Consider the following 6823-nt stretch of genomic DNA (forward strand, 5'->3'; position numbering starts at 1 on the left):
ATTAACCCTTTAAAATAATGTAAGCCTTACCTAATGGATGAATTAAGTAGTCCATTTGTGATAGAGTTGACGCGCAAAATTTAAAGGTTCTTCGTTAGGGAGCTTTATCTTAATTTGAGTGTCGGAGTAAAGATTTTGCTATGGTAGCATCTTGTTTAGCTACCTCATCTAAAATGCTCACAAATTGACTATCCACAATTGGGTTCAGAATTCCTAACGATGATTATTTAAAAATCAGAATAAACATTCTGGTAGTAGTCTTAGTTTCAGGATAGATTACGAAAACTTCACATAATCTACCAAAAGGAGGCTGATTATGATAAACCGCTACGCAAGAGGGGAAGTAATGTTCGAGTTCTAAGTCTACTGTTGGAGGAGAAATTAGCAAAAGCGGATTTTTAAGGTACTCCCTTATGGTATTATTTCCCCTAATATGTTTGAGTTTAGCAACAAAAGAATATTGCCCGATTTGAAAATCACTCGCTTCTAAGTCTATAACTCTTAAGACATCTCTATGTACCCCTTTAGCATGATTGTAATCGTAATTGATTTCTAGGGCAGTGAGAAAATCTGTGTTTACTGTAATATCACCAGTTACACCAACAAAATGATAATTGGTTGATAAATTATTGATGGCATCTGGAATGGGAATCTTTGGTTTTTCATTACCATAAGTCCAAATCAAGCCTTCTTGAATAAATAACTCAAGTGGTTTCAGAAGAAGTTGAGTCTTTTTTTGATTTGGCAGAGTTGCTCTACCTTCATGATCAAAATTCAAAGCATGGAATGGACAAACAATTGTATTAGTATCTCTGCAAATCCAACCATCGGAAAGCCTAGCACCCACAGGGCGGCCGCATCATGTCAATAAGCAAAGTCTATTCTCAACAGAGCTAAAACTAATGTCATTAACTTTTGCTTATTGCGAAAATTTTAGGCGTAGGCGTAGCCCGTCGCAGACATCGCTTTAGGGCTTAAAAAATAATCAAGCGCGAAATCCTTATTTTTTCGTTGGTTCTTAACCTTCGTTGTGATCAAGAGTAATTTAGATGCGTTTGCCCTGGTTTCCCACCTTATTGCTGATCGGGCAAGTCCTCTTGTCAATAGGTTTTGAGACGCGCTAACCCTGATATAACCCTTGCAGATATGGTTAATTTTTTTCATACACGTCCCCAAAATAAAGCAGTACATCCGATTGTTTCTATTGAGCTTTCAGAAAAATTAGATTCCATCACTTGCTTCAAGTCTTCCAAACTGTCATCTTGATTAGAAAATATACCTTTTTTGACATATAAATCTATAACCCATTGAGCAAAAATATTACGTTTAACTCCTTTATTCAACACAGTTGAACCAAAGACAATTGCACCTGGATTCAGTAAATGCTTAATATTTTTAAACACTACTGCTTTAGTTTGTATTGTGCCTGGTAAACAGTGAAGTACACAATTCAGTCCTATAGAGTTAAACTTCTGCCCTTCCAAGGAAATTGGTTTTAAGATATTCCTGATATAAGTTTCAGGCTGATAACGAGCAATACGGCGAGAGGTTGCTTCTAAACAATTAGGATTTAGATCCATTAATGCTACTTTCGGTTTACTGCTAGAAAATTTGCAATTGTCTAAATAAAACCCTGTTCCAATACCTATATCAAGATGGTTATCTGAAATATGTCTGTTGTACAAGTCTAAATGCTTTGATGTTGGACATTCCCATAAAAAATGGTGACTAATCCCAAGAACCAAAATATCGTATATCGCCAAAACCGACTTAGTGTAAATAGCCTGACCTGCGTTTACTATTTCTGCAATGTTAGCTGTCATTTTTTCTCCTTATAAAGACTGAACTACAATTGAACATTGTAAAGTTTGGCTATCTTTATAGCATCAATACTTCTAGATTTTTTTAGTCGCTTCCAATTGAAAAAAGAGGTAACAGATAGGGTACTTTTTCTTATATCCCTACTGCTTTAAAGCTTGAAATAGCTATAAACATGTTCTAATCTCAATGAGGCAAATTTTAACCGCATTTATCTTTGCGTACTAAACAATACAGCATATTGCAGGTTTATGAGGTACAGTAACAACAATTTGTAAACCAGTTTTTTAAATGCTTGGGATTAATCAAATCAAATGCAGTTCTCATTAGAACATCAACCACTGTTATGACTGTACCTCATTTACATACAATCTGCTGTATGTTTGACAGAAGTCCAAACTGCTTGACAAGCAAGTTGAGCCTACAATTCTGATTTTTTTGAAACCAGATATTTGTTTAAGAAATCTTATGGTTGAAAAATGGTTCCAGAATGTGTGATATGGCTTCTAAAAGTGATTTTTCACTGCTTATGGGAAACATGTGTTTACCAGGAAGCATATGAAGCGTGAAGCTGTTGCTAGTATACTGATTCCAATATAACAGATCATCTTTGCTAACAAAAGAGTCTTCTGTACCTCCAAAGGCAGAGATTGGACAATTTATTGTACCTCTATCAACGTAGGTATAACTTTCAAAGAGTTGAGTATCCTTTTGAAAAACAGACATGATTTCGTCCATAAAAAGTTTGTCGCTTTGAATAGATTTTGGTATCTCTGCTATTTCGAGCAATTTTTCCAAAGAAGATATTTTAAATATCTTATTAGTAAAGGCAGTGGATAAGGTGTGAGGTGCCCAGGAGCCACTTACAAATAAGTGAATCGGTTCTAATTTATAATCTTGGCGAAGAGCATGAGCTAGCTCAAAACTGATTAAGCTTCCAAGACTATGACCGTAGAATGCAAAAGGTTTATCTAAGTAGAGATTGAGAATGTTTTTTAGCGTCTTTATCAGAGGTGATAACTGGCTGAATGGTTGTTCGCTAATACTCTCTCTGCGACCGGGAAGCTGAACGGGAAAAACTTCAATATTTGATGGTAGATGATCTGCCCATGTGCGGAATAATGAAGCATTGCCTCCTGCATGATGGAAACAGAATAAGCGAAGACAAGCATTTTTATTTGGCTTATAATGGACAATCCAATCTGTTTTACGTTTCTTAAAAGAGCCGTTAGTCGAATTTTGGGAATCTGTTTGTGCTGGGGATTCTCTTAAGATGAATTGTTTAATTATTTCCTTTGATATTTCATTAATGTTAGGTGCCTCAATAAGTACTCGTGGAGATACCACCAATCTCAAATCACTATCAATTTGATTTTTCAGTTCTATGCCCATTAAGGAGTCAAAACCGAATTCGTTTAAGGAATTTTGAGGATCTAGAAGGTAGGATGAATTTAATTTTAGCAAAGTAGTAACCTTCTTTTGAAGATATCCAACCAAAAGTGCTTGGCGTTCTTCAGCAGAAGCCTGTTGCAATTGGTAATAATGTAAGGACGTTGGGGTAGTATGTGGGAAAATATTTCTGTTGATACGCTTGAACTGTAGTTTAGAGATGACAGCGATCAACTGTCCATCTGGAGTATACATATGTACTGTGGCACTCAATTTCTGATCATCAGAATTTGGAACAGCATCAAACTGGATATAACTGTACAGGTGAGAGCCAGGATATTGATAAACTTGCAATTGCTTGATGCCTACAGGCAAATAAACATCTAGCAAGCTTAACTTTAATAGAGCAGCCCCAATAGCTTGGAAACTACTATCCAATAGTACAGGATGTAGTTTATAATTTTCTGCTTTTGTAAGCAATTGTGCAGGCAAGCGAATCTCAGCCAAAGCTTGTTGCTCAGTGGGGTGTTGCCATAGCTTCTCAATCGCTTGGAAGCACTGACCATACTCCAGACCCAGCCGCTGCAATTTTTGGTAATAGTCTGCAACAGAGATTTCTTGTGAACACTGAGTTTTGATTGCTGCTAAGTCAATTAATGACTCTGGGGAGTGGGAGTTATTGTGCAACTGTAGTGTTCCGCAAGCATAGAGAGTCCAACTAGGTTGCTGGGTTTGTGAGTGTAAATTGGAACTAAAGATTTGCAACGAGTAAATTTGTTGCTGTTGAGGTGTTAAAACAAACTGTAGAGTTGTTGATTGGTCAGCTTTTAATGGCAAGGCTTGTGGAAAAGAGATGTCTTTAAGCAGCAAGTTATGAGATTGCAAAACATCTGCTCCAGCAGCTAATGCCATTTCAACATAGGCGCTAACAGGTAGTATTGTTTGCTGATAAACGCGACAGTGCTTTAGATAGAATGGCTGTTCTGAGTTGATTTGAGACTCAAACACAATGTTTGAGTGCTGAATCGCTAAAGACAGGCGTTGCCCAAGTAAGGGGTGAGCTGACGGGCTTTGGCGATTGGCTGTAAATAGGAGGTGCGTAAATTGTTGATTTTCCGTCTCCTCAACCCAATAGTGCTGTCGCTGCCAAGGATAGGTAGGCAGTATTACCTTAGCATTTTGAGCATTGCGGTGAAAAGCAGACCAATCAATAGCAAAACCTTGGACGTATAATTCCGCCAAACTCTCCAGCATTTGTTGCCAATCGGAAATACCAGCACGCAAACTGGGTAGGTAAACTCCAGTATTTTTGGGCAAGCATTGACGAGCTATATCTGACAAAGCCGACTTGGTTCCACACTCCAAAAGCACCTGGTAGTTGTGCTGGTGTAGCGTCTGGATACTGGCAGCAAGTTGTACAGGTTGTTGTACGTGATTTAACCAGTATTCAGCATTTGCAACTTCTGAAGTTGCCCATTCTCCTGTGAGATTGGAAACAAAATTGATACGGGGATTGGAATAACGTACTGAAGATACAACACGAGTAAACTCCGCTTGACCATTTTCTGGTAGCGCTTGCATTAAACGTCCCTGTGCTGCAATTAATTTTAGTCCATCCTCCAGACTAAAAACTCCAGCCATACAGGCGGCAACATATTCGCCGACGCTATCACCCATAACAGCTGTCGGTTTGATACCCCAAGATGACCACAACTTGAACAGGGCATATTCCACTGCAAATAGGGCTACTTGAGTATAGCAAGTTTCCTCCAAGGCTGTACTTTCATCTGGACTAGGATAAAGTAACGAACCTAGGGGTTTGTCTAGATTTGCTTCCAGAATTTGTTGGCAACGGTCTATTGCTTCTCGGAAGGTGGGCTGTGTTTCATATAATTCCCTACCAATGTTCACGTACTGTGAACTCTGACCCGTAAATAAAAAGGCTGTTTTAGGTTTAATTGCGCTTTGCTGTTGGTTGTTGAATACTCCTATAACTTCCTCTGCTTCAGCGAAAGCGTTAAGCTTTTTGCGTAACTCTGCAGATGAAGTGGCTACGACACCCAACCGATGTTTGAAGTGTGAGCGCCCTGTATTGGCGGTGAAGCAAATATCTGCAATAGCTGAGTTAGGGTGAGTGGCTAGGTAATTTTCATATCGACGGGCTAATTGCTTTAACGCCTCTTCTGTTTTAGCCGAAAGAGTCAGCAGGTGTACTGGACGATCTGCAACAGCAGTTTGGACAGGCTTGGGTAACGGTGCCTCTTCTAGTATCACATGGGCGTTAGTACCACTCATACCAAAGGAACTAACTCCTGCCAGCCGTTTGCTTTCCTTTGAATGCCAAGGTATTAGTGACGTTGACACCATCACTGGTAATTTATCCCAATTAATGTGAGGATTGGGCTGTTGAAAGTGCAAATGAGGCGGAATCTGCTTATTTTGAAGGGATAATACTACTTTGATGAGACCTGCAATCCCAGCCGCAGCTTCCAAGTGACCAATATTAGTCTTTGCTGAACCAATGATTAAGGGATTCTGAGGCGATCGCCCTTCACCTAACACGGCTCCTAAAGCTTTAACTTCAATTGGGTCTCCTAAGGGAGTTCCTGTACCGTGAGCCTCTACATAACTAACTTGAGATGATTTGACTTTAGCGTTTGCCAAGGCTTTACGAAGAAGCGTTTGTTGAGCTGTTTGGTTGGGAACTGTAAAACCACTGCTCGGTCCATCGTGATTAACTGCTGATCCGCGAATCAATGCCAAAATATTATCGCCATTAGCAATGGCATCATGAAGACGTTTCAGAACTATAACTCCACATCCTTCACCTCGCCCGTAGCCGTTAGCAGCATTGTCAAAAGTTTTGCAGTGACCATCAGGAGACAAAGCTTGCGCTCTCGATAGAAAAATGGTGACTTCTGGTGACAAAATCATCTGTACTCCAGCCGCTAAAGCAAGACTACACTCGCCTGCCCGTAAACTTTGACAAGCCAAATGTATTGCTACTAGAGAGGAAGAGCAGGCTGTGTCTATGGCCATACTTGGGCCTTGCAAACCCAGAGCGTAGGACAAACGACCTGCGGCGAAGCAAAGACCATTTCCTGTGCCATCATAAGCGCTGATGCGCTTATGCTCTCCAGAAGTTAACTGCAATCGTGCATAATCAACCTGACCCATTCCCAGAAACACACCAGTTTGACTGTCAGATAACTGCTGTGGTGCTACTCCGGCATTTTCTAGTGCTTCCCAACCAACCTCTAATAGTAAGCGTTGCTGAGGATCCATACTCAACGCTTCTCGCGGAGAAATTCCAAAAAACTGAGGATCAAATTGGTCTACCTGCTCCAACAATCCTGCATGGCGGATGTACATTTTACCTGGAGTATTGGGATCTGAGTCGTAGTAATCATCTATATTCCAGCGACTGTAAGGAATTTCTGTGATCGCATCCACCCCATCATGTAATAGCTGCCAGAAGGTTTCTGGGTCATTGGCACCTCCAGGAAATCGGCAACCCATACCAATAATGGCAATTGGCTCACTCTTTGAACGATCGACCTCCTCCAGTTTACTTACTGCTTCATCTAGAGCAAGAAGTAGCCGCTTTGAAGAAGAT

At 40.1% G+C, this 6823-nt stretch carries 3 protein-coding genes; all 3 read right to left on the reverse strand.

Annotated elements, in window-relative coordinates; translation table 11 throughout:
* Nucleotides 1-223: 223 nt before the first annotated feature.
* Entirely contained in the window at nt 224-847 is a 624-nt protein-coding gene (locus IQ229_RS07335; RefSeq protein WP_194042545.1) for a Rieske 2Fe-2S domain-containing protein, read from the reverse strand.
* 313 nt (nt 848-1160) lie between these two features.
* Nucleotides 1161-1823: a class I SAM-dependent methyltransferase gene (locus IQ229_RS07340; RefSeq protein WP_194042546.1), complete on the reverse strand. Its 663-nt coding sequence runs from the start codon at nt 1821-1823 to the stop codon at nt 1161-1163.
* A gap of 451 nt (nt 1824-2274) precedes the next feature.
* Nucleotides 2275-6823: type I polyketide synthase (locus IQ229_RS07345; protein WP_194042547.1), on the reverse strand; the 4549-nt coding region annotated here is incomplete at its 5' end.

The organism is Nostoc cf. edaphicum LEGE 07299 (assembly GCF_015207245.1).
Lineage (GTDB): Bacteria > Cyanobacteriota > Cyanobacteriia > Cyanobacteriales > Nostocaceae > Nostoc > Nostoc edaphicum_B.

Bases quoted from the DNA above. Each gene is read 5' to 3' on its own strand.
- IQ229_RS07340 (WP_194042546.1), bottom strand. From the start codon at position 1,823: ATGACAGCTAACATTGCAGAAATAGTAAACGCAGGTCAGGCTATTTAC.